Source organism: Lactobacillus gallinarum, from assembly GCF_002160635.1.
In the GTDB taxonomy this organism is placed as follows: domain Bacteria; phylum Bacillota; class Bacilli; order Lactobacillales; family Lactobacillaceae; genus Lactobacillus; species Lactobacillus gallinarum.
The window spans coordinates 1-23,190 of record NZ_NFKZ01000020.1 but is presented as its reverse complement, the minus strand read 5'-3'; the positions used below and the strand labels follow the sequence as shown (position 1 = coordinate 23,190).

The window sequence follows — 23,190 nt, the reverse complement described above, 5'->3', positions numbered from 1 at the left end:
AAAACAGATTAGACATTAAGCTAATCTGTGTACTAATCCATTAATTAATCAAATCCATACTATATTCAAATCGTTTTGGCTCTTCTGTACTACCTTCACGATCTATTACTAAATAGTATTTCTTATCAAGATCATACTGCATGTCTTGCATTGTAATCGTAATAGCAATTGTACGATCGGCCGCAGAGCCAGTTCGATTTGCTTCAATAGTTACATTATTAGAAATCAAATTACCATCTTCATCAGTGAAGTAAGCATGATATTCTGCTGGTAAGACGGTATCACTAATTGGCGCAGTCTGGTTGAATAATAGATTCATCTTCAAATTATTAATTCTAAATGTTGTTGCCGCCAACTTAATTTCTGCTGGTTGAGCAATAGATCTTCTAGAAGTTGCTTTAATATCTAAAACAGGAATTAACATTTCTTGAATAGAAGAACCACCATGAACATAATTCTTGCTTCCACTTCTAGCTACGAATTCATTGGGACTTACTGGATAATAAACATTAGTAGGGTCATCATTATTTAAACTGACACCCATTGTTGTATTTTTCACACCCATTACACTAATTTGACTTGGAGTAATTAAATATCTTAAATGAGCATTTCCTTCATAATTTTGACCTTGAAGATCGATTTTATCTTTATCTTCAATTGGCTTTTCTTGATAAATAAATCCATGATCAGCAGTAATGATGATATGAGTTATACCATTAGTTCTTAAGACTTGAACAGCCTGCTTAATTTCATCAATTGCCTTCTCAGTAGCTTCGACTAATTCTTTAGTTGTCTTTAATTCATGTCCCTTGGCATCGATTTGGTTATGATAGAGGTAAATTACATTTTTACCTGTAATCATTTGCTTAATCTCTTTAGAAGACATTTCTAGGACATTCTTTAATTGAAAAGCAAGATTGTTTTTATCATATGACTTAAGTAGTTTGTCCCGGCTGTCAGTATTTTCTGCATTTTCACCATTCACTTTAACCTTAGAAGTTTTATTATCCCATTCTAAGGTTTCATGAGGCAGCATTACATTCATCCCCATATAAGTAACCGATGGTAAAACCGTAATTGCATGATTCATCTTCATAGTTAGACGATCATCACTATTCAGTTCTTCTTCTAATTCTTTAGCCACTTCATAACGCAAGGCATCAGAGAAAATTACGACTACTCTCTCTCGTACATCCCTAACATAATTATGATAAAAGCGTTCTTGCTTCAGCTTGGCTGGAACTTCTTTTAAGTCAAAAGTTTCATTCCATTGCTTCACAGAACTATCAAGCAAAATATTGCCATAATAACGGTCAATAGTATTCTTAATGTCAATATAATTGTCAGTATCAATGATATTAGTATAAGCCAACAAACTTTTACGATAAATCGTATCGATTTTGTAACTATTATCTAAGTAATCATTTAACTCATCTTGCCAATCATCAACCATTGGCACTCTTAAATTCAATAATTCTGCAGCATAGCGTAAGAATTTATATTCGGGTTCAGTTCCGCCATTGAAATTATTACGTGTATGATCAAGCATCTGATCGATAATCTCAAGTAGCTGTTCATAGTCGGTAATTCTTTTACCGTCAAACTTAGCGACTAACTTAGCTAAAATCAAATGATTAATTTCTTCAAATATACTGATCTTAGTTAAGATCATGGCAGGTTCATGCTTCAGTACAGTATTCAAATTTAAATCACGCCAAACTGTAGATGAACAATTGTCATAGTATTGTTGATACTTATTTGAATCAGCAAAACGATCAATAAAGATCTGCACATTATCAGATTGCTTAAGATAATAATTTTTAAATCTATCAGGAAGCTTATTGTTTAATTCATTGGCTAGGTATGTGATAAAAATACGCTCGACTAAATACTTCAGATCAACCTCGCTATCAGTTTCTCCGCCAAAGTAATTCATGACCATCTTCCAAAAAGTATCAAGTACATCATATTTACTGAACGTAAAAATATAATGATTATTAGTATAACCTGCAGCAATTACTTTCATTAACAACTCATTCATATCGAGCTTTTCTGTTTTAGTAATTGCAGCAATAATACCCTTTTCTGGTGTCTTATCAAAAGTATCAGACCAATACTTAACAAAATCTGCTCTTCTAGTTTTGGCACCAAAGTAACTATTATACTTCTTAACAAAAAGCAGTTGATTCTCTGGAAGTTGGAGTTCTTCCAAGATAATTTGTGTAGCATCTGCAGTGAAGAGCTTAGAATAATGTTCCATATCAGTTAGGTAATTTTCTTGAATTGCAGGTCTCTTGTATGGTGCATAGATTAAATATTTATGCTCTGAATCGTTTAGCAAATCAATCTTACTCTTGAATTGTTGATTTGCTTGAGCTTTATAGAGCTTAACTGAGCTTAAACGCTGTGCAATTGAATCAATAATATCCTTGAATTCTTGCTTATCATCGTACCAAAAAACATATTGGTTATCTGTAAAATAACTATTAAGTTTAGCAATAATCTTATCAGTAGTTAATGTAGGCATAAATCTTCTCCTAAATCTGTTAAATAAATTATAACAGTCGGCGGGGATGCAAAAAAGACCTCATCGAGTTAACCGACGAGGTCTTGGTGCTTGATGCACTCGTAATAAATATATGAGAATTGCATAAATGTATTCTAGGTATACGTCATAAAACTTCTTAAATACTAAATTTAATTATAAATATTTTTCTTCAAATGATTTTTGTACTTCTTGAGGAACAAATTCTTTAGTAATTCCAAGCAATTCTTTAATTAAATTTTTAGATCCAAATTTAGATATTCCCTCTAGATAATTACTAAAAGCAAAAATAGTATTTCCATCTGGTTTTATTAAAAGTTTATCATCAAGTTTTTGAATTAATAAAATCAAATTTTTCATATCAATCGAAGTATAATGCTCCGTGTCTTTAAAGTAGATCGGTTTCAATTCTATACTCTTCACTTGTATATTTGTATCTTCAATTATTTTAATTAAATCTTGAATCTTTCCATTATTTATATGACCAATTATGAAATTGTACAATATTCCTGTAACTTGAACAAAATTTTTTACGCCCCATCGTATCCAATTAAGTGCATTATTGGGATTAGGCAATTCCTGCTCTAGATATTTTAGAATAATATCTTTAATTAAGAAAACAATATATTGTTTATTTTCTATATTTACTGGCATATCTACAAAAGTAGGAGAAACTTCCAATACCATTTCTCTTACAAGATTCTCAGAACAAAAATTGTCGTCAAAATTCGAATTAAGTAGTTCCTTAGTTGCTTCTCTAAAATTCTGAGCGGTCTTTATAGATAAATAATAGCTATGAGAGAAACCGACAAAACATTCTGACGTCTTTAATTCTTCGTCATCAGGATTTGAAATATTAAATAAAGGATAAAAAACTCCTTTCATGTATAGTCTTTCTTTCTTATTTAAACAATTAATATTCTCCCTCAAATGTTTTGAATTTTGCTCTAAAATTGTTGGAAATCTCCGTTCTATTTTTTTTGCAAGTATACAATAATTAAAACCAGTTGTGTGTACAAAATCAGAGTGACTTATCCATCTATTATTTTCTCCGTCTTTTAAATAAAAACTTAATTGCGTCAATTTAGTCGACTTAAATAAGAAATCGCCTAAAACTTTAATTTGTTTTTCCGAACCATTATCAGCTAAATAATTCAGTAAATAGTCTTTTTCAAATATTAGTGGTTGATATTGTGCTACTCTATTTAAATAATCCTCAATTATAGTATCATTATCGTCCTTTAAATATTTAAATCCTTTAATGACAATTCGATTGACCATTGATATATATGGTTTGATTAAATCTTTATCCTCTATAATTCTTATAAGGAAAGTCTCAACTTCTTTTTTGTTTCTTATCCATTGCGTTTTATTCGTTAAAACTTTTATAGTAGCTTCTATTTGTGCAGAAAGATTATAATAATAATTTTCTTTCAAAGTCAGAGCTTTTCTCAGTTTTGCAATTAAATTATCAATATCCTGTTTACTAGTTAAAAGACTAACTTCATAAAATGGTTTACTTTTATCTAAAGCTTTAGAGACAAAAACACCATCGAAATAATAATCAGGACCTTGGTATTGATTGGGAATATATTTTTCAAGAAATTTATTTGTTTCTTTTCCCATATCTTGAACATTATCAGAAAAATTTTTAATTAAGCTTGGTAAATAGTTGCCTGCTAATTTTTCTTTTAATGCAAGATTAATTAAAATCCTTTGAATTAACCTATTTTTATAAAATTTCTTTGGAAAATTATTTTTATAAGTTAATTGACTATTTTCAATTAATAACGAAAGAGTTCGAACTCTAGAATCAGATGGACTATTTATTAAAAGTTCAAAATTTGTACCATAATAAATTGACTTTAGATTTTCTAATAAAAGAGTTAATGCTGAACTAAATAAATTAAATTTTGCTTTTCCCACAAAATCAATTACAGAAGTTTTGTTTTTTTCAAAATTTGTTATTAACCATGCACATCTTTCTTCATTAGCATGTAGCCTTTCAGGAAATGGATAATTAATTAGAAATTTTTGGGCTGAATTCAAATATACACTAAATCTATCATTTTGATGTAAATGACAAGTATACTTAGATAATATTTCTAAAATATCATCACATTGATTATATCTACTTAATTTTTGAGTTAAATTGCAGATTTCTTTCTTAAGATTATCAGTATAATTATTCCAATTTTTATTAATTACTCGCCAAAAATCTGAATATTCTCTTCCTTTCTCCAACGATCGAATAAAAGTCTTATTGTTGATAATTAAATTTAATTCGTTTTCATTGAGTACATCTTTAAATAATAAATCAATAATAGGTGTATCTTGTTTCTTGATTGCTTTAGAAAATAAAAACTCGAATTTTTCTTCGTCTTCAGATGCTAGAAGCTCGCGTAATTCACTAGGATCAATTAATTTATTTCTTCTTCTTTTTTCTTTCTCAATTTTTTTATTTAATATTTTTAGAAAATTAGGTAAATCATCATAATTTTTACCGTACCAAATTATCTTTATTTGTCTATTTTCTTCATAGTATTTCTTAATTAGCTGTGCTTCTTGCTTTCCAACTTCTCCATCAGAAAAAGAATATTTCATAATAGCGTATTTATTAGATTTCTTATTGTCATCTTTTAGATAATGCAAAATCTCCTCTTCTTGCAAACTAGATCCTACAAAAACTATAAGTGGAGATTGTCGTTGATCAATCTGGTAGAGTAACTTTTCTCTATATTCTGGATGGTCAAAATATAATTCATTATATGAGTCTGCTGAACTTACTAATAAAACATTATCTTTGGTTGGAGTACCATGTAAATGAATTATCGTTGTATCAGGATAAACTCGATCATCAGAAATATCTTGTGCATCTTTAATAACTTCAGGTTTCCTCTGATATTCTTTTTCATATGCTTTTTCAATCTGTTGATCATAATTTGTAGTAATAAAAAGACCACTTTGTTTGACTAATTCATCTAATATTTCATTTCTTTGCTTAATCGGATGTACATTAATAAAATAATATTTTTCAAAATCATTAACATAATTTTGGTATAGATTCATATTTAATATACGATCATCTTTTCTTAAGCAATACTTTTTAACAATTTCATGAACCAAGTTAACCTTTAGTTTATTACTATAATTTTGTTTCTTCAGCCACTCTAAAATCTCAATGTCAGTACCTTCTACATAATCGTACAAGGTGCTTTCATACTGGGTTAAGATCTGCAAATGACTTTCCCAATATTCAATTAGTCTTTCAACATATCCATTCCAATTTGCGTAACCTTGGGAAGCGGAAATTCCAGCACCTACAAAACAAATTAAAGAAGAGTTCATTTGGGCATCTACCATTTTATTTACAAATGTATCTAGTTCCTTTTTATTTAGTTCTTCAACCGCTTTTTCTAGTTCGCTTTTAGTCATTCATAATCTCCTTTCTAAAGGTAACTCTTATCGTATTCATAATAATATCACTTCTAAACAAGAAAAAGACTTCATCCTAAATTTGTGGATAAAGTCTTAATACATTATATTGGCTTGTGGATAAAATTATAATTTTGATAGCAACTTTTCACCTTGTTGTAATTTATCATGGTTGACAAGTACACCATCATCCAAATCAAGGTCAATTGGGTCTTGAGATAAGTGGTCTAGAATCTGATCATACTTCATAATCTCGTTCATTTGCTTATTAAGATTAGCAATTGCCTTACGATATTTACTCTTCACACTGGCAGTCGTTTCTTGTTCAAGTAAATTCTGATCAACTTCAATTAGATCATTCATTGCAGGCTGAAGCTCATGCAGATAATGACGTACCATTGGAAGTTGTTCAGTATTGTAACGATGCAGATACATCAATGCCTTGAAACCTTTATTTCTGCCTGAATTAAATTCCCAGTAAATTGGACGTTTCTGATAGATCTTAGCATGATCCTTATAGAAATCATTTAAGAAATAAGTTCTAATAATATCTTCTGCACTTGCACCTCGTTCAAACTTTTTAGGTTCTAATGTTTGAGCAATGAAGTCCATATTTTCTGCTAATGTTTCAGGATCAAAGGTCTTAGTTAGGAATTCTTTCAAACGAACAATAATGTCTCGATCATCATCGAAATACTGACGATCAGTTAACAGAATAATGTTTTCTTTGTTAGGCTTGAATGTTGTGTATTTGGAAGCATCCCAATCACCGCCGGCGTAAACTAAGCCATCTTGATCTAATGAATAACGACCAAAGACACAGCCGATAAAGTAAGACAAAAATGCTTTGATGTCGAGAACTTGATCTGCTTTACGAACAGATACTTCTTTGTCGTCTTCTTCTGGGGTTAGCTCATCTTGCAAGCCATAAAGATTGATGAAGATACGATTGAGTTCCTCTTCGTTAGATTCTAGCTGGTTGAAACGTGTTAGTGCTTCATTGGACCAGCTGTTGTAGGCTTGGTGGAGGGATACAGCATTTTGAGTTAGAAGTGGATTCTTTTGGAAATCCCATGAAGTTTCGAATGCATCCCAGTCTTGTTTACCTAATTTAATATTGCTTTTTACAAGCTCAATTAATGATTCATTTTTATAATTTATAAATGGAAAATTAACAAAATTACCAATTTGAAGACTAATCGTAGGATTAATCATTTTAAAAACATAATTTCCTATCTTGGCATTTAATAAAGCTAAAATTTTAAACAAAAGATTGTTATCTTTACTAAACGCGGACATCCCCTTTACGTCATGAATACTCCCCTTGGATCTATATCTTAACGAAAATGTTCCACTATTAACATCTGACCAAGTAACTGCTTCTTTGAAATAAAACTCTGTATTTTGTGGTCTTGATCTTATTTTTCCTTTATCATCAGCAAAATGTCTTATTTCATAACCATCATTTTGCCAATTCACCACATAATCATAGTTTCCATACCATTTACGATATGAACCACCTTTATTATATGGAAACCACTTTTTACCAGATTCTATCGAATCTTTAATACTCTGTGAATCGAAACTAATATTATCTATTCCTACTTCAAACCACTGACGTAAAAAACGTTTATTATCAGCTGTCGCTAAGCCCTGCTTTGCATCCACTAATTCTCCTAAAGGCGTTCCTTTTTCAAAATCATTAATCAAATTTTCACTTGCCCAATAAGCAATAGGACTACCAGGTATCTTATCAAAATTTGATTGATCAGTATGATACAAATACTTAACAGTTGGATCACTAATAGCTTCTAGAACTTTTTGCTCTTGAACAATCATTCCACCCTTAAAATTACTCAAGCGTAAATAAGTACCAATTTTATCATCTGAATTTTTCAACACGAATGTATCAATAGGAACTGTAGCTTCTTCAAAAGCTGAATATTCCATTTGAATTAAACTATCGATCTTAAAATTATTGATAATATCATGTCTTAATGGTTCATATGTCTTAATAAACATCCAAACCAAAGGTGTCATATAGCCTGCATATCCGCCTTTAACTAATTGATGTACATTATGGTAAATAAAAACAGAGAACAGATCTTTAGAGTAATTCTTATAATTATCTCTTAAATACTTCTTCAAGGTCTTATCGAACTTGTTCATATAAGGTGGATTAGTAACAACAGCTTCATATTTGGTAGCCATCACTTTAATTATCTTTAAAGTCTTAAGAATCTGTTTTTGCATTTTCTTATATCCAAAGACATCAAGACCACTTTCAAAATCTAATCCAGCAACTACTTCTTCAATAGAATCTAAATCAATGCTTTCGTCAATTTTGATAATTGATCCCAATTCTGTAGCGTCAGAAAAATCCTTAACTACTTTCTTTAAGTTGTCTCTAACCACTTTATCTGAAATAAAATTATAAAATTCATCAGATACATAAAGATCTTCAAAATAATAAAGATTTGTAGTTGGATTTTTTCTTAAGAAGCGTCGATCATATTCTCTACCCTTCATCATGATAGAAAAGTAAGCTAACTGAAAGGCACGCTTATCGATTTCTAATCCAAAAAGATTATTCTCAACAATCTTTTGAGCAGCATCCCTCTTTGAATATCCTTGCTCAAGATACATTTTCATGAAAAGCTCAAACGCATATACCAAGATATGACCTGACCCCATTGCATTATCCAGTAATTTATAGTCAGTAATATCTTGATTTTCATCAATTGCCTTTATTTCATCTGGCAACAAGTACTTCAGTTCTTGTTTAACTGTGCTGTCAGGGTGTCTTTCAAGGTAATACTTTCCTAATGAATTGTCTACCATGTATCTAACAATCCAATCTGGGGTAAACAATTGTGTAGCCGCAGGAATCTCGTCTTTTTGAATAGCCTTACCGTTCATATTCACTACTTCTTCATGAGGTGCATTATTGTAATACTGGTAAAGCCAACCAATAATTTGAACTTGTCCCTCTTTTTCGACATCAAAGTATTCTTCTGGAATTTTATCAATTAATTCTTTAATGACGCCACGATCATAATGTGGAGTGAACAACAACTTCAAATAGTTAGATGTCTCTTCAAACAATCCAGGAAGAATCTCACTTAATGCATCACATTGCTTAATAAATAGCATGGTATACAAATTATCCATTAACTCAGGAGTCTTTTCTGTTAATGCAGTAGTGATTAGTTCTTTTTCTTCAATACTATAGCCACCAAGATCATCACTAATTTCCATTGCTTCATTGATAATGTCAGGTTCATTTCTACCCTCTTCACTAGAAAGAACCCGCACTCTACTTGGCAAGTAATTATTAACTTCCATAAAACGAATAGCAATTATTCGGTTGAACCAAGTGTAAGCAACTTCTTCTACAAAATCCTTATATGCAATCTTAGAGTCTTCTTGATATCCGTGACGATTTAATTCTGCTACAATATCTTTGCGCCAGCCAATTTGTGCACCAGTTAATGCATTAGCTTCATTATCATCAACATAGTATTCCTTGTCTGGGGTTGAAATCGACAATTTGTCTTGAATCTCATTTTCATCAATGCCTAAAGTTGCTAGTTTAACGTTAATAGCATTAATTAATTCTGTTCTTGCATTAATCGCATATTTTTTAATCTTATTCTTATCCATTTAGTTGATTCCTTAATTAATATAATTATCTAAATTATAGCAAAGTAAAGACACTCATGAGTAATACGCTCTGAGTGTCTTTACTTTTATTTGAAGTCTACGTTTAAGATATCTGTATGCTGAAGTTCTTGTTTAATATTCTTTCTTAATTCATCTAAATATTTATCAAGATCTTCTTCATTCGTGATCTTCCATGAGTCTTCATGAACTAATTCAGTAATATCTTTAGATTTATTACTCTTAACTCTAACAATTGGCTTAGGTTTATTAGGTACAGGAGCTGAAGAAACAGATGCATCTTCATTGCTAGTCCCATTTTCTTCTGCTGCAGTTTTCTTTTCTCGAAGTTCTTGCTCTCTTCTAGCCTGTTCAGCTAATTCTGAACTAACTCGAGCAATATTTTCCTTCTGTTCATTGGTTTGACCATCAATATTAGTTTTTAGTCCAACTAATGATACATAAGCATCTTCACTAGCGCTATTGCTGTATTCCTTAGCTTTTTGCAATAAAGTATTGAAGACATTTTCCGCCATATCATTTAATTCGCGGTCTTTATCTTCCGGAAAATCTGATTCCGCAATTCTCTTCTTTATTACATCAAGACTTATTTGAATTTGTGCCTCGATCTTATCGTAAGCCTCTTGGATCACATCATTGTACTTATCTGCAAACTGGGTATTTAACTCTTTAAGCTTAGGAATTGTAATGTTGAAGTTATCATCGTTTAGGCAACCTTTAATTTTTTGAGCAATTCCAATTAAGTCTTGATCGCTAATCATACTCTTAGCGTAATTATAACGATCAAGATATCGATGTGCTTTATTCCAAATTGTTTGTTGGTTACTTGTTTGTTCTACATCCCCATAAAACTCAAGAATAGCTTTATCTTCGAGTTCTTCATGCCAATCTTCATAATCATCTAAATGATCTGAAATAATCTGGAAGACACGGTCACTATCTTTAACCTTAACAATAGCCTTCAGGTCATTAACACCTTCAGCTAATAATTTATGACCAGGATAAGGCGTATCAAAATTATACTTTTTACGCATTAATGCATTTAAACAAGCGATAAAACCTTTTGTTTTGTTTATAATATCGTCTGCCATTTGTTCAGAAGTAGTATTTTCATCTACTGACAGACGTTTATTAAGAATATCCTCAACGAAATCTTTCGCATCCCTCTTTTGACGCATCGATATTTCCTTGACTGGCTTAATCGTCAACTTAGCAATATTATTCTTTCCGATTAAGTAACGTTGCGTTCCTTTAGGATCCTCTTGAGCACTAGTCAATGAAATCTGTTCATTGTTAAAGTAGAACTTAACTTTACCGTTAACAAATGCTTTAGCTACCATCCAAGCAATATCAGTTGGTTTATAACCATAAGGGATTTCACCAAAACGTTTAATCACATTAGCCAATGAAACATTATTCATGCTGCTGGCTTGGACATTGATATAGTTGATGATTTCTTTGATTGCCTGTTCATCATCACTGAACAAATCATCTTTATTTTTACCCTTTAGGGTATCAAGAATATCTTGATCCGTCTTAACCGCAGTCAAATAATGTAAATTACGATAATTACTATCAATTATTTCCTTCTTGGCTTGCTCTAATCGACTCTCAAAATTACTGCCCTTGGGTAAAACATCATCCAAGACGTAGATATCAGCATCAATCAGATCATCCTTGATCATCTTCTGAGTAGCTTCTTCTACCTGCTTAGATTCAGCCTTTCTATTAAAGGCAATTTCTTGCTTTTTATCATCTGATCGACTTTCTGGCTTTTGCAAGTAAGCACTAATCTTTTCAATATGACGGTAGTTTTCAATATAACGATCATCATCTTTAAGAACAATGATGATATTTTTGCCATCCATCGCCTTTTGTTTAAAGTCAATCTCTCTATAATTATCAGCAATTAATGGGGAGATAATCTGAATATTGAGGTTATTGCTTAAACGGTTTAACCCCATTTCATCAATATATTCATTGAACTCAAAGATATATTGATTCTTCATACGAGGGTAAGTATATTTGGCGTCAATCAAATTAGATGTTAATAAATATGAACCAATCTTTTGAGCTACCTTACGATCATCAACTTCAATTGCATTAATTGCTTCATTAACTTCTCGTTCTGAATCAGTCAAGAATTGGTAAGTATCTAGCTTCTTTTGAATATAATTCTGTCTCATTAAGACATTCAAAGCGTCCTTAACTTCTGCAGTTAAAGCTTGTCTATCTTGATCAACACTATCTAGCAGTAAAGTAACTATATTTTCTAAGGTGGAAGGATAATTATCAACATAGCGGACCATGAAGAGAACGGCTAATACTTGAATATTAAAACAATAGTCTTCATTATTTTTGTTAACATACCTATCGGTTTGAGCTCGATCAAATACCACTTGGTGATCATGACTTAAGAACTCTTTCATCCCGATAAAGAATGCAGAAAATGGTACTAACCTACCTAATTCATCATTCTCATATCTCTTGGTAGCTTCCTGGAAAGTTCCCAGCATTGAACGTTCACCATCAGACATGTGACTACCATTCGCACCATGTTGACGAACTGCAGTTAAGACCTCTTTTAATAAACTAAATTGATAAGGAATAAATGGATAGTTTTCGACAAATTCTTGAGCATTATCAAATTTTTGACGCTTGATTGCATCACTGAAATTAATCTTATTATTAATGCTATATTGCTCTTGAGAGTATATATCTGCCAATTGATCACTTACTAGTGGCTTTTTAGTCAGTAATCTTTTACGAATAACTTCATCTGCGTTGGCAGAACTCATATTGATCAAAGTATTAAAACGACCTTGAATTTTAGAGAAATCTCGTTCATATTTAGAAAAGTTGCTGGCGACTTCATCCATTTGTTGCTGAGAAGTAACTACTACCCACGCACGACCTTGACATTGAACACCCAGTTGCTCAACGATTGTCTGTAAGTTAAGCATTCTACTATTATTGTCACCAATAAACTGACCGACTTCATCAGCTAAGAATACAAAATGGGCATCATTACCTTTTTTATCAAGATAATCTTTAACCAACTTAGCAAAAGCTGTTGCATCAATGCTAAATTTTTTAGTTAACAGAGTTTGAACATAATTATTTGCATCTGTTTCATCCAATGCACCACAATTTACTAAAGCCGTTTTGATCTTGGTTGACATTAATGCATAATTTTTTCTAAGTTCAACCCAGCTAGAATGATCCGTTGTAGCTAAATCTGCAAAAGCTTGCTTAAAGGCCTCATATTTGCCGACGCTATCAAGCCAGCGTTCCATATCTGCTACTACTGCAATTGGTGAATATCCTAATTGCTCGTTAAAGACTTTAAGAAAGACATCTAGAATTGAATTATCATTATTTGCAGCGTTCGAATCAGCCTTTGAATCAATATTGAATAAAGCAACTTCAGTCGGTACACTAGTAGCTTTATTAATGGCATCAGCTAAATGATCATCATCGAATTTACCATCTTGTAAGAAGTAATCAATTGCTTGACGTCCTTTTACCGTATCATTCTCTAGTAAATAGGAAAGGATTTTTAAGAAGTGAGATTTACCTGATCCAAAGAAACCGCTAATCCATGCTCCCATTTCATCGGTAGGATTATTAATACTCTTATCATAAGCATCAAAAAAACGAGTAAAGTTACGTTTTAATTCATCAGTTACAACATATTCTTCGAGTTCTTGTTGTTTAATATCATCACTATCTTGACCAATTTTAATGACGCCACGAATATCTCTATTTATATCTTTTGCAAAAATATCTTTTATTTGTATCATAATATGCCTTTAATCTATTCTGAATGCTCTATAGTAATTCTGATCTTTAATTTCGCCAAATGCACGCAAGCTCATTTCATCGTAGTTTCCAGGATAGAACATAACAACTGGATTATTATCTAATACTTGATGCATAGTGTTTAAAATTTTATGAGCGCGAATAATTGGATAGACTTTGCCTAGTCCAGTCAGAAATACAATACATTGTCCATCACCTTCTGGAATTCTTTCTTTAATATATCCAACAATCAAATTATTATTTTCACTCATTTCAAGAATGTTGTTTATTTGTTCGATTAAAACATCGAATCCTTGATTTTTCTCAATATCCTCTAAAATGGGAATAGGATCAGATCCAGTATATTTTTCTTGATCCTTGAGCAAATGCATCATAATGTCATAAATATCAAATACTTTTAGATTAACTCTTGCCGCAATGGGGCTTTCTTGAATTTTATCAATCTGCTTCCGCATATAAAGTTCCTGATCTGCTGGATAATCAAAAACATAATAGCCTACTTCATTTGATAAACCTTCGTTATGTTGAAATTTAGGATCATCCATTTTTTCTTTCAAATGTTCAATCCTAACTTTAATATTCTCAGTCATTACATCCCTCCTAAAGCAGCTAATTCATAATCTAACTTTGCAACTTTCATTGCTAAAACTAATTGAGAATCAAGTAATGGAAACAGAAGCTTATCTTGTTTTTTATTTTGAGGATCAATCTCCATCAATCCTCCATCCCGCATATATGTCTTTAGTGCTCCCTTAATTCGCTTATAAGTATTTAGCGACCACGCAGCAATTGTAGGACTTTCTATCCTTTTTTGATTAATAAATGCTTCAACTTCATAGTCTTGTAAAATATCCTCTCGCATTTGCACTTTGGGGCGATACACCTCATAGATAAACTCATCTAAAATACGACTAGTTAACATTACTGACAATAAAGAAATGATTTTTTGATTGGAAGTATCAAGTTGCGAGAATATATTTAAAACTGATTCAGGCAATGCTTTTACTCTGACGGCAAGGTTTCTGGAACATCTTTTAGCACGTGTTTTCGTTGGCATTTGAAAAATATTTTCTTCATCACTCATTTGCTTAATATCATTAACACTATAACCTGACTGATAAAGCTCAATAAATTTTGTAAGTTCTGGCAGCCAAATTGCATAAGAAGCAATTCCACCATTATAACTGCGTGACATTTATAATACCCCATTCAATTTAGTAACATTTTCATTATATCAATGATAGGAAGTGAATTACATACGAAAAAATTAGGAAGATCAAGTTAAGATTATCTCGTTTGATCTTCCTGTATTACTATTTAATTGTGTATTTGACTTGATCAGATATATCACATAAATCTGCTATTTTTGAAATTATTGCAATAATTGTTGTAGCAGAGTGATTGGTTTCTACTCTTATATTGTTTGCTAGTACTGCTGGCCGAGTAAAGTGAGAAAATAGTTTCATGTCTAATGAATCGTCTTGACGAATTTTTTCAAAATTACGACTGTCAATTGCCCAAACATAGTTCAGAAAAATTACTAAAGCACTACGCCAAGAGTCAATTGAGTAATCTCGATCATTTAATGTAATACGAACAGGCTTCTTACCTGTTACGTCAACTTCTTCATTAATGGTATGTTCTCCAGCAATATCTTCAGCTTCTTCGCTCTTAATATCTGGTTTGGCAAAAATTTGACAAAGTTCATTAGATAAATCTTTTGTACGATCAAGTATTGTATCTTTATTCCATTGATCATATCTCTCAGGAATTTCTCTAGTTAAAGAAACATTGGATTTGCTATAGTATTCTTTTTTATCACTGAATATTTTATTGCTCATTTCTTGATTATACATAGTCAAAGTCAGGTTTCCTATTGTACCGCCTAATTGCTCATTTATTTTATCAGCATTTTTGACTTCTAGACGCCAATCATTATTTAAACGTTGTGGCATAATATGTTCTACTTGAGCATTATCAAAGTTAATAGTTTCCCTTGTTCTGTTTTCTTCTAAGACTACTAAAGCTAATTTAGCTAGATTATTTCTTTGTTTATAAAGATTTACTTCTAATAAACTATTTTTAAGATCAGAATCATCAGGGAAACTATTATTTAATTTATATATTTCATTTTTTTGTAAATCAGACTTTGCCTTGTCTTTATCACATAGCGCAATAACTATTCTATTTACTCCATTAGTAGCATGGCGACAAACTTTCAATCGGAACAAATAGCTCTCCATAATGTGTGCTAATTCAATTAATTTATCCCAATCAATTTCAGAATTTTGGCGCATTTCTAATAACATTAAGAAATATGGATAAATTACTTTACTTTCCATTACATTTACATGTCTTAGAATTTTATTAAACTTAGAAGAATCTGTATTGCAATTGAGCATTTCATTATAAAATTTAGCAAATTTATATAAATCTGCTAAAGCCGCCTCTGAATCTAGATTATGTGTGTGAAAATAATTTTTATAGGTATCATAGACTTTGTTTCTTTTTACTAAATTGTGAGTTTTCATTATTAAATAATGACGTAAAAATTCAGTAAATACATTTGTAGTAAAGAATTGTTCTATTTTAATCCAATATTCCTTATAAAGATATGCTTGATTTTCTGAATTTAAGCTCATTAATAAAAAGTTTCTTACTAAATCAGAAGCTGAAAGAGACACGCCAGTTGAATTAAGACTTTCAAAAATAATTTGTGGATTTTCATCCCCAGGATCATTTGTTAATTCAATATATACCATTGCAAAATGATTCATAGCTTCATAAAGCTGAGGAGTATTAATTCCAGAATCAGTTATTCTCTTTTTAAAATAATTATAATTTTCCACCACTTTAGATGGGTTATTATATTCTTTACCATTCATTACAGCAAAGAAGGCATCAGCATCATGATCAACGGGCTTCAACTTAAGATGATTATTTGCATCCAAATATTTATTGGTTAAGTACTGTTCTTCAATTTCATCCTTATTTTCTGCATCAATATCAGAAATAGCCTTAAGCAATAGAGTCAAACTCATTAGTCTTTGTTGCCCATCAATAATTCGATAAATATGACTCATTTTTTTACCTGAGTCAGTAACGTAAACTACTGCACCAATAAAATGATCTTGATCTTCCTTTTCTGCTGTTAACAAGTCATTAAAAAGTTGTTCACATTGGGGCTTGCCCCATTCATAATTTCGTTGAAAGACTGGAATTTCAAAAATAGTTTTTCCGTTTCCTAAAAAATCAAATAAGTTAATACTATCTGCCTTCAATTTAAATACTCCTATTTTACTTTATGCTATTATTATATATCTTTTGCTAACACTCTTTCCAATCATCACGAGGAATCTTCTTTTTCAGTAATTTAAATTACAGTAATCGTACTTACGATAATTATAATTACTGTAATTACGATTACTGAAAAATAAAAAGCATCCCTCTCTGGAATGCTCGTAAGCGTAAAAAACTGAAGTATCTTTCTTAGCTTCCATTTTTCGGCTATTCTTAGCTCATAAACTTAAGGAGGCAAAGAACATGCTATTACCTCCTACTCAATCTGTTTACTTATATTATAGAAGATAAATTTATGTATACGCTTTCTATTTTGCTATAAAAAAAGTCTCTTGACTAAATCAAAATAACCCAATCAAAAGACGTTTTTAACTATCTCCTACCTATTCGGCGTAACATCAACGCATGCTGTTTTAACCTCGGACCAGTCACTGATCAAATTACTGTGAAGTGCACGAACGCGAACTTCGTAAACTTGGTCCTTCTTAAAGTCTTGTCCAAAATCATTCGTTGGATCATCTACTATATCGCCGCTTCTAGTTTTGCTAAAGAAGGTTGCCCACTTACTGCTACCTTTCAATCTATACTGAATCTCATAGCTATCAGCTTCTGGGTTAATGTCCCATTCAATGTTGATATATGGTTCATCTGAACCATGGTCATTATAATAGCTAACCTTAAGCGTTGGCGTCTTTGGTTTCTCATGACTGCCCTTTAAAGGAATATAGTAAGTAAACTTTTGATTTGCTGAAACTGGGCTAAAGCTTCTACCTTCTTCATCATTCACCGCACGAACAGCAATATCGTAAGTTTCACCGTTAATCAGTCTATTCTTTGAAATTGTCTGAGGTCAACTACCCTAGACTGAAGTCTAGGGCTTAGTGGCTCGTTAGCTTGCGCTAACCAGAACACCAACTTGCTTAGATACGAACTTGACTTACCAGCAATAGTCTTTTGACTATTGCCGATAGAGGTCGTCTAATTACCAAAGCCTTTTAAGTCCGCGAGTTGCTAACGGACTGCAGCCTTTCTAGGCTGCTTTTTTTATTTTAGGATTTTGCCACTTGCTTAATCCTTTTTCTAAGATGTTCACTGCCGCATTCCAATCACGAATATGGGGCATTCGACAAATTGGACAAGTCCACTCCCGATCCTTAAGGGTTAATTTCTTATAACCATTTTGGCCCATAATACTGCCACAAGCATGACAGCGTTGAGTAGTATATTTAGGATCAATTGTTAGAAATTCTTTACCATATAGATCTGCCTTATAAGCCAGCATATTCAGGAAACTACGCCAGCCGACATCAGAAATTGATTGCGACAAGGCATGATTCTTTAACAGGTTTCTGTTTCTTAATTCCTCGGCAACTACTAAATCGTGGTTTTTGATTAGTGCAGTTGAGAGTACTTGTAAAAAGTCATTACGCTGTCTTCTGATCTTATCGTGCAGTTTAGCGACTATTAGACGCTGTTTTTGATAGTTTTTTGCTAGCCACAAATTGCGTCCTTCTTTTTTAGCCCGGCGCTGTCTGCGAGACAAGACGCGTTGGGCATGGGCAAGCTTCTTTTTTGCTTTACAGTAAAAACGTGGATTGACAACCATTGATCCATTTGACTCCGTTAAGAAATTATCAAGGTTAAGGTCAATGCCAATTTGACTTTGTGTTTTAGGTAATTCCTTAACAAAAGCAGTATCACTGCCTAATTGCATAGACAGGTAGAACTGGTCATCAGCGGTCTTTTTTATCGTCACTGTTCCGATTCTAGTTGGAACCTGCTTAAACAAACGCTCTTTAATCAGTTTTCTAAAACCAGCAATGCGGACGATACCCAGCTTAGGCAGTTTAACGTGCTTAGCATCAATAAATCTAGCTGTCCCGTTATCAAGAAAAGCTTCTTTTTGCTTAGGATATTGACAGTTGGTCTGATATGACCAGTCGCTGCGTTTTTTGTGAAAAGTCGGAATTCCATGACCAATCTTGCGATAGTTGTTCCAAGCTTTCTGATAGTTTTGAATCGCATTGGCAAGAGCGAGACTATCAATTTCTTTAACACGTAAAAAGCTATAAGCATCACGAATATTCTTATGCTTAGCTAGTAGTTCGTTATTAGCGACTACTGCCTCTGCCAGCTTTTTTTCATAATGATTGAAAGCAGAAAAAGCAAAGGGCATTGCATGGCTTTGCTTAACTGCTAAATAGCGTTTGGCATGATAACTGCTCCGATTGCGTCCTACATAAGAGTTGTAGACAAAGCGCTGCGCATCATAGTTTAGTTTAATGATTTTCTTTTGCTCAGAGCTAGGATAAAAACGAAGCTTAACGCCAAAATGATAGGTTAAACTGCTCATTCTTTTCATGTATTTCACCTCCTTGTATTATTATAATTTGATTATATCCTATGTATATCTTATAATCAACAGTAAATAGATACATAGTAAACGAAAGGATATTAGACTATGAATAATAAGAGAGACAAAATAAAAGACGCAGGCTATGAAAAGCACTACGTCTATAACGTACATTATCACTTAATCTGGTGTACTAAGTATCGCAATCAAATCTTTACTAACCAAGACCTTGCACAAGAGATGCGAGACCTGCTCAAGCAAATAGCCGAAGATAATCAAATCCAAATTGAAAAAATGGAAGTAATGCCTGAACATATTCATTTGCTTATTAGCTTTAGGCCATCAAAATCGGGTTCAAGCGTAGTCAAAGCGCTCAAAGGAAGAAGTGCTTTCTTATTCTTCCAGAATCACCCCGAAATTAAGCAAAACAAGATGTGGGGCGGACATTTATGGTCACCCAGCTATTACTTTGGTAGCGTAGGAAATATGTCAAAAGAAGTAGTAGAAAAGTACATTAATGACCAGATCTACAATGCCGTTAGAGACAGTAAGCCCTATCCATCCCCGCATTAAAATACGGGGATTTTCGGGCGTTTTTCATTAAAATATCAGGATAATTGCCGTCAGGGGTGAAATTACTATGTCCAATCATTGATGCGGCATCAAGCAAAGGATCATTTGATCTATACCGTCTTAGAGAAGAACCATAAATTCCATAACCAGTCGCATTATCAGCTTTAGTATAATCAACCTTGATTCCATCTTCAGTTGAGCTAACCTTAGTCAACTTAGGCGTACTTGGAAGAGCATTCGTATCTTCGCTAGTCAACTTAAAGCTGAAACGACCACGAGCAGAACCTTTTTCTAGATAATAAGTCCCTTTCTCTAAATTCCAGGAATATTTTCCATTTTTTAAGGTTCCTTTGGTTTTCCATGGATTTAACGCATAACCATAGTCTGTGTCCTGCACTATTTGAATATTATTAGTGTTAAAAATATTTGACCGACTATTCTCATACACCGGCTGAACAGACATATTCATCGTTACCTTTTGGTCTTTATCCAGCGTGAATTTGTATATATTCGTTGTATTCAGCTTGTCACTATGATACATGTTGCTTAGACCAGTAACTGTCTGACCCATTTTAAGTGGGATAGCTTCCGAATAACGTACTGTAGTTGGATAAGTTTTATGAGAGAAAGTCTCCAGCTTATTTCTGATCTTGGTAATCCGTGTAGCGCTAGTCTTAATCTTTACATTTTTACCAGATTTAGTAGTCAAATTGTAATGACCAGAACGCAAATAGAAGACTTGGGTATTCTTGTTTTTACCCTTATAAGGGATGCATTCCCAATTTGAAGTATTAAGGATCTTATATTTTGCCTTAGTGGCAACAGTTAATCTGGTTGGTGCTTTGAAATAGAAACGGTATTGATTGCCTTTTCTCACATAGCTGGTTGCATTATCAGAAATTGGTACTGTTGCAGCTTGAACGTTAGTATTCAAACTAAATAGCAATGCACCAGCAGCTACTGCACCAATTAAATAGCCTCTCTTCTTCATAGTTTTAACCTTCTTCTGCTTAATAATCCTCAAGTTCTTCAAGTTGACCATCAGCCGACTGATAAGCCTTCTTGACTTGATCTAACTTGAGTTCAGGGATAAAGTTCATTGTCTTAGCTGGATTTAACACATCAAGCAATTGAACTCGCATCATCTTATCAATCTTTAATTTCTTTTCAGGCAATTTCAAGATTGTATTCATATCTTTCATGCTATTGTACTTTTCAACTGTCTTGTGTACTTCGCTAGCCAAATAAAGCCAAGTACGATAATCAACTGATATAACCTCATTCTCTGGAACTTCAAGTTCCAACAAGATTTCACCGGCATCTGGCAGGTCGGTTACATGTTCAGGAAATGGTGTACAAGAGATTGGTATTTTTTTAGCCAAAATAGGCTTCTTTGCTTCTGGTAACGTATCCTTAATAATCTTTTGCAACAGATATTGTTCAAGATAGATATTCTTGAAATATTGATCTTGTGTACGAATCGCATTAAGTAAATATGATTGCTCATCAATGCTGATCTTGCCGTTCTGTCTTAAATCCGTCCAACCTTTTTGACTAATTGTATACTGTAAAGTTAATGTTTTCATTTTATCTTCCTTGTTAACGTATTTCTTATATTTATTATAACAAAAAGCCAGCACACTATAGCATTCCATAGTATGCTGACTCTTTAATTTAAGTTAGATTTTTTACCTATTAAAATTTAGAATTAGATCAATCAAATCCTGTACTTTCTGCAGATCAGCAGAGCTAATCACTTTTACCTTATTTGGTATTTCGAAGTGAGCATAATAATCAACAAAACGTTGAATAATATCCATATTCACTGAATATTCTCGATCACGATTGCGTTGGTCAAGAATTTTTAACGCATGGGCTAATGATTCCTCACTTAGTGGATCATTGGCATCCAGTAGTGGTTTAAAACAATCGATCACATACACTTGATAATTATTCGGTACTCTTTTCAAGATATCATTAATTGGATTAAATCCATGCCCGCCTAAATTTGTATTATCGACAATAGTTGGTAGGCCATTTTGTAACCGTGTTTGCAGTATTTGATTAAAAATTTGCCACACGATTTTTTCAGTTTGACCCACAAAGTTGATTTGGGGATGCCCATTATTTGAATTAATTCCATTTAAACGAATTCTAATCTCATCAGCTGAGATAGTATAGTTTTGCAAATCGTTCATCTTAATGAAACTAGATTTACCTGAAGCTTGTGGCCCCAACATTAAGATTAACGGTATCCTTCTCATATTATTAGTCATCTTGGTAATACAAATCCTTAAATTTCTTATGCTTATATTGTTGAGCAAGTTGTGGCGTCTTCCAGGCAACGCCACTTACCCATGGACCGGCTCCTTGAGCAAGTACTAAAACAGATTGACCATTCTCAGTATGTAGACCATAGAAGTCTCCATCACCTGCTTCCTGCATCCAACCACGGACATTCATATAATTTATTCCATGAACACGTTGACTTCCCATACCAGCCATTCCCCAGTTTTTGGTTGCTTTATGATATGATGCAGACATATCACCATAAGTATATTTATCAAGAAAACCAGCTTTTACTTTATGCAATTCTTGTACGTAATTATCAACGTTGATTTTGTTTTGACTTATTTTAATAATAGACATTTTATCATCATTATAAGTATACCAAGTACCTTGAAATTCAGTTGGCACATTAAACAATCCGTCGTCTCCTGGTAAGTTTGATTTTTTACCAGCAGAATCTGAAGAATCATCGCCTGAATCCGAACGCTCATCGTTCACCTTGGCATTTTGAGCTAAACTATTTACCAAACTATCTGAGTCACGTTTATTCAAATAATCAACCATTTGCTTCATGGTCACAGATCCTAATTTTTTACCAGTTGAAAAGAGATAATAAATATTCTCTCCATTCACTTGCTTAAGAGTATATCCAGCATCTGCCGATACCATATAAGCTACGCCGCTACCCTCATTCATATATGAATAATTTGACTGATTCTTTAAATCAACTTCAATACCGTTTTGCTTACCATCAAGCAAAGCCTTGTTCCAACTACCAGAATAACGATCACCAGCATATGCAACCACAACTGCTACCGTTTTCTGCGGACTTAGATCTTGATCTGATAAGTGTCCCATCTTTGTAGGTCGTTTCTTGTTCTTAGTTACTTTGATAGTTGCACTCCCTTTAGATGAAGTCTTTTGCTTAGGCTTTTGACTGCAGCCAGCTAAAGCTAAACCTGCTAACAAAATTACTGATATTTTCCCAATCTTTTTCATTTCATCCTCAACTTTCCAATTCAACGACATTTTACCACTTATCAGGCATTTAAAAAGACATAGTCAGATTTAATCCAATGTCATTAAGTTAAGACATTGACAATTAAGGGTGCTTTTTTAGAGATCGAATCATTTGGATTCGATCTCTTTTTTTGTATAAAATAAAGGCGAAAAGACCTGCCTTTTCGCCTAT

Annotated in this window: 14 protein-coding genes; 1 reads left to right on the top strand and 13 read right to left on the bottom strand. The window is 32.6% G+C overall.

The genetic code is table 11. From position 1 onward, the window contains the following. Positions 1-40 precede the first annotated feature (40 nt). The 9 genes from pglZ to B5E95_RS07190 all read right to left on the bottom strand — a co-directional run bounded on the left by pglZ (position 41) and on the right by B5E95_RS07190 (position 19,145). Positions 41-2,527 carry a BREX-1 system phosphatase PglZ type A gene (gene pglZ / locus B5E95_RS07230; protein WP_087236061.1) on the bottom strand — a complete coding sequence of 829 codons (2,487 nt, stop codon included), beginning with the start codon at positions 2,525-2,527 and terminating at the stop codon, positions 41-43. Positions 2,528-2,701: 174 nt separating this feature from the next. Then, entirely contained in the window at positions 2,702-5,980 is a 3,279-nt protein-coding gene (locus B5E95_RS07225; protein ID WP_087236060.1) for an SIR2 family protein, read from the bottom strand. Between the two features lie 126 nt (positions 5,981-6,106). Then, a complete protein-coding gene (gene pglX, locus B5E95_RS07220; RefSeq protein WP_087236058.1) occupies positions 6,107-9,643 on the bottom strand; it encodes a BREX-1 system adenine-specific DNA-methyltransferase PglX in 3,537 nt (1,178 codons plus the stop codon). Positions 9,644-9,729: 86 nt separating this feature from the next. After that, a complete protein-coding gene (gene brxC, locus B5E95_RS07215) occupies positions 9,730-13,464 on the bottom strand; it encodes a BREX system P-loop protein BrxC (protein ID WP_087236056.1) in 3,735 nt (1,244 codons plus the stop codon). Between the two features lie 9 nt (positions 13,465-13,473). After that, positions 13,474-14,073 carry a DUF1788 domain-containing protein gene (locus B5E95_RS07210; protein ID WP_087236054.1) on the bottom strand — a complete coding sequence of 200 codons (600 nt, stop codon included), beginning with the start codon at positions 14,071-14,073 and terminating at the stop codon, positions 13,474-13,476. Continuing rightward, positions 14,073-14,678, bottom strand: a complete 606-nt coding sequence (locus tag B5E95_RS07205; RefSeq protein WP_087236052.1) for a DUF1819 family protein — start codon at positions 14,676-14,678, stop codon at positions 14,073-14,075. The genes B5E95_RS07210 and B5E95_RS07205 overlap by 1 nt, the downstream gene beginning before the upstream one ends. Before the next feature lie 118 nt (positions 14,679-14,796). Further along, complete coding sequence (locus tag B5E95_RS07200; protein ID WP_087236050.1) at positions 14,797-16,764, bottom strand: DUF262 domain-containing protein; 1,968 nt, start codon at positions 16,762-16,764, stop codon at positions 14,797-14,799. A 398-nt stretch (positions 16,765-17,162) separates the two neighbouring features. Beyond that, positions 17,163-17,570 (bottom strand): fibronectin type III domain-containing protein, encoded by a 408-nt coding sequence (locus B5E95_RS07195; protein WP_087236048.1) that lies wholly within the window; start codon positions 17,568-17,570, stop codon positions 17,163-17,165. Positions 17,571-17,813: 243 nt separating this feature from the next. After that, complete coding sequence (locus B5E95_RS07190; RefSeq protein ID WP_087236045.1) at positions 17,814-19,145, bottom strand: RNA-guided endonuclease InsQ/TnpB family protein; 1,332 nt, start codon at positions 19,143-19,145, stop codon at positions 17,814-17,816. Positions 19,146-19,244: 99 nt separating this feature from the next. Here B5E95_RS07190 and tnpA point away from each other — a divergent pair, with 99 nt between their 5' ends. Then, on the top strand, positions 19,245-19,709 hold the full coding sequence (gene tnpA / locus B5E95_RS07185) for an IS200/IS605 family transposase (protein WP_087236043.1): 465 nt from the start codon (positions 19,245-19,247) through the stop codon (positions 19,707-19,709). Here the strand turns inward: tnpA and B5E95_RS07180 are convergent. The 4 genes from B5E95_RS07180 to B5E95_RS07165 all read right to left on the bottom strand — a co-directional run bounded on the left by B5E95_RS07180 (position 19,675) and on the right by B5E95_RS07165 (position 22,997). Then, entirely contained in the window at positions 19,675-20,700 is a 1,026-nt protein-coding gene (locus B5E95_RS07180) for a hypothetical protein (RefSeq protein WP_241146336.1), read from the bottom strand. The genes tnpA and B5E95_RS07180 overlap by 35 nt on opposite strands. A gap of 19 nt (positions 20,701-20,719) precedes the next feature. Continuing rightward, positions 20,720-21,295 carry a hypothetical protein gene (locus B5E95_RS07175; protein WP_241146335.1) on the bottom strand — a complete coding sequence of 192 codons (576 nt, stop codon included), beginning with the start codon at positions 21,293-21,295 and terminating at the stop codon, positions 20,720-20,722. Between the two features lie 102 nt (positions 21,296-21,397). Then, positions 21,398-21,973, bottom strand: coding sequence for an AAA family ATPase (locus B5E95_RS07170; RefSeq protein ID WP_087236070.1), 576 nt, complete (start codon positions 21,971-21,973; stop codon positions 21,398-21,400). Positions 21,974-21,977: 4 nt separating this feature from the next. Continuing rightward, complete coding sequence (locus B5E95_RS07165) at positions 21,978-22,997, bottom strand: hypothetical protein (protein WP_239442444.1); 1,020 nt, start codon at positions 22,995-22,997, stop codon at positions 21,978-21,980. Positions 22,998-23,190: the final 193 nt, after the last annotated feature.